The following is a 2,407-nucleotide window of genomic DNA, read 5'->3' on the forward strand; positions in this document are numbered from 1 at the left end:
GGGCGAACGAGTGACTGCTTGGAGGCACGGCATGCCCGAAGCGCTCGGGTCGGGTTGCTTTGGGGGGGCTTCGGGCGTTACCTGCTCCTCTTCATGTCCTCGACCTGCCCTGCCGCTGCCCGCCGTTCCTCCCTGGCGTGGACCTCCTGATGCGGGTCCTCGTCGTCAGCCCGCACCTGGCCTCGCGCACGCTCTTGAGGCGCTTCCTGGACGCGGAGCCGGACGTGGAGGTCACGGCCACGGGCGAGCCGGACGACGCCTTCGCCTCCATCGCGGAGAACAAGCCGGCCCTGGTGGTGGTGGACCTGCGCCGCCCGGACGAGGACCATCCGCTGTTCCTGGGCCTCTTGCGCAAACGGCACCCGTCGCTGCCGGTCATCTCGCTGGTGCCCGGCCGGCTGCGCATCTTCGACGGCCGCTCGGAGCGCGTGCGGGAAGCGCACGGCGATACGGCGGAAGCGCTGCACCACCTGATGGGCTCGCTGCTCCAGGCCGTGCGCGACCTGTTGGCCCAGCACCTGTTGCGCCTGCTGCGCCCGCCGGTGGGGCGGGCCTGACGCGCGCCGGGGGGCTACAGGCGCAGGCGGTAGCCCACGGCCGCGAGCACCCCGCCGACGTTCACGTCCCCGGTGGTGAGGAAGTCCACCGGAGCGAAGTGGTAGTGCGCCTCCACGAAGGCGCCCCCGGGCCCCAGGGGCAGCTCCGCGCCCGCGAGTACCTGGAAGCCGAGCGCGCCGCTGCTCTCCGACGCGGTAGTCTCGAACGCCTCCACCGTCGCGCGGTGCAGGTACAGGCCTGGCCCCGCGCCCGCGTAGGGCGTGAGCGGGCCCAGCGCCCGGGGGAAGCGGAACACGGCGGACAACTGGAGGGCGACCTCGCGTTCAGCGAGCGTGTAGGGGCGCTCCACCGGCTGGCCCAGGTTGTCTAACTGGGGGCCGCGCAGCGTCCCGGACCGGGAGGGCCGGTGGTAGTTCACCTCCAGCACCAGCGCGAGCCGCCGCTTCAGCAGGGGCGTGAGGTAGCCCACCTCTCCGGCGAGGTAGAGGTCGCCGCTGAGCGACGTGGTGGTCTTGATGAAGCCCACCTTGGGCGCGAGGAAGAAGGGCTCTTCCTTGGCCTTGCTGGAGGGGGACGGTGCGGCGGTCAGCGCCGCGAACGCGAGCAGGGCGTGGGCGTTCATGGGGTGGGGGAGGCCAGGGAGGCGGAGACGGTGAAGCCGGACACCTCGCCCACCGCGCCGCTGGGGTCGGCGACGATGAGCGTGTAGGGACCGCCGGGCACGACGCCACTGGGACACTGGGGATCCGTGACGGGCGGCGGATCAAAGCCGGCGCAAGTGGGCACGGTGGCGGTGAGCTGCGTGACTGACACGAACCTCACTTCGCGCAGCGGGATGTTCACGCGCTGCCCGGGGTCCGCCTTCACGGGCGCGACCAGGTACACGTCCCGGATGCCGGGGGAGAACGGGCGCGCGCCGCCGGAGACGGTGTTGGTGAGGGTGATGGATGTGTCGCTGCTGGCGGGGGCGCTCGTGGGCGACGCGGCGAGGGTGCCCAGCTTCGGATAGGCGACGGTGAGCGCCTGGGGGCGCGTGACGGCGCAGCCCTCGGGGTTGGTGATGCGGACGTCGTAGGTGCCCTCGGGTGTCGCGGGGGGCACCTCGGAGTCGATGCGCGCGTCGGAGGCGACGGTGACGCTGAAGAGCGGCTGGTCCTCCAAGCCCTCGCGGTGCAGGGTGATGAGGGGCAGCGCGTCCGCGCGGAAGCCGCTGCCTTCGAGGACCAGCGGGCTACCGCCTCCGTAGGAGAAGCCCTGGGGCGCGGTGACGCTCGCGAGCGTGGGCGGCGGCACGACGCGCAGCCCGTCCGCGAGCTTCGCGGTGCCGCCCAGGGGGTTGGTCACGGAGACGGTATAGGCGCCGGGCGCGAGCTGGCTCGACGGCGTGCTGTCGCGGGTGGGCAGGTCCATCCGCATCAGCTCGCTGCGCGCGAAGAAGAGGTGGTCGGCGGGGAGTGTGTAGTCGCTGGGGCCGCTCAGCGTCACCTGCGGCAGCTCCACGGAGGGTGTGTCGGTGAGCGCGTCGCGGGGGAGCGGGGTGAAGCCGCTGCCAATGAGCTCCAGGCGCCACCCGGGCGCATCACCCCCGGCATTGCAGACGCGCGCGGGGGTGACGAGCCGCTCCAGAGGATTGATGAGGCCCTCGAGCTTCGGGGTGGGTCCTTCCGTCGATTCGGAGCAGGCGACCAGGCTGAGCAGTGCGGCGGCGGCCGGAAGGCGCACAGGTTCCTCCATCATCCCGTCAACAAGGCTGTCACACGTTAGGCCGGGGCCCTGGAGGGTCAGGAGTTTTTTCCGGCTCCGCGCGCACAGCACCCCCTGGTGGGGTGGTCAAGAAAACTCAAGTGCC

At 72.0% G+C, this 2,407-nt stretch carries 3 protein-coding genes; 1 reads left to right on the top strand and 2 read right to left on the bottom strand.

The features are described 5' to 3' along the window. Positions 1-146: 146 nt before the first annotated feature. Positions 147-557, top strand: a complete 411-nt coding sequence (locus D7V93_RS41835) for a response regulator (RefSeq protein ID WP_120613224.1) — start codon at positions 147-149, stop codon at positions 555-557. 14 nt (positions 558-571) lie between these two features. On the opposite strand, the gene D7V93_RS41840 is transcribed toward D7V93_RS41835, so the two are convergent. Together D7V93_RS41840 and D7V93_RS41845 are read right to left on the bottom strand one after the other, a co-directional pair. Then, a complete protein-coding gene (locus tag D7V93_RS41840; protein ID WP_120648539.1) occupies positions 572-1,180 on the bottom strand; it encodes an outer membrane beta-barrel protein in 609 nt (202 codons plus the stop codon). Then, complete coding sequence (locus D7V93_RS41845) at positions 1,177-2,280, bottom strand: hypothetical protein (RefSeq protein WP_147451636.1); 1,104 nt, start codon at positions 2,278-2,280, stop codon at positions 1,177-1,179. Before D7V93_RS41845 ends, D7V93_RS41840 begins: the two co-directional genes overlap by 4 nt. Positions 2,281-2,407 lie beyond the last annotated feature (127 nt).

Origin of the sequence: Corallococcus llansteffanensis (genome assembly GCF_003612055.1) — a bacterium.
GTDB classification, from domain to species: Bacteria; Myxococcota; Myxococcia; order Myxococcales; family Myxococcaceae; genus Corallococcus; species Corallococcus llansteffanensis.

What these genes read in the sequence shown, in the direction of transcription:
- D7V93_RS41840 (WP_120648539.1), bottom strand. Translation starts at nt 1,180, where the DNA reads ATGAACGCCCACGCCCTGCTCGCGTTCGCGGCGCTGACCGCCGCACCG.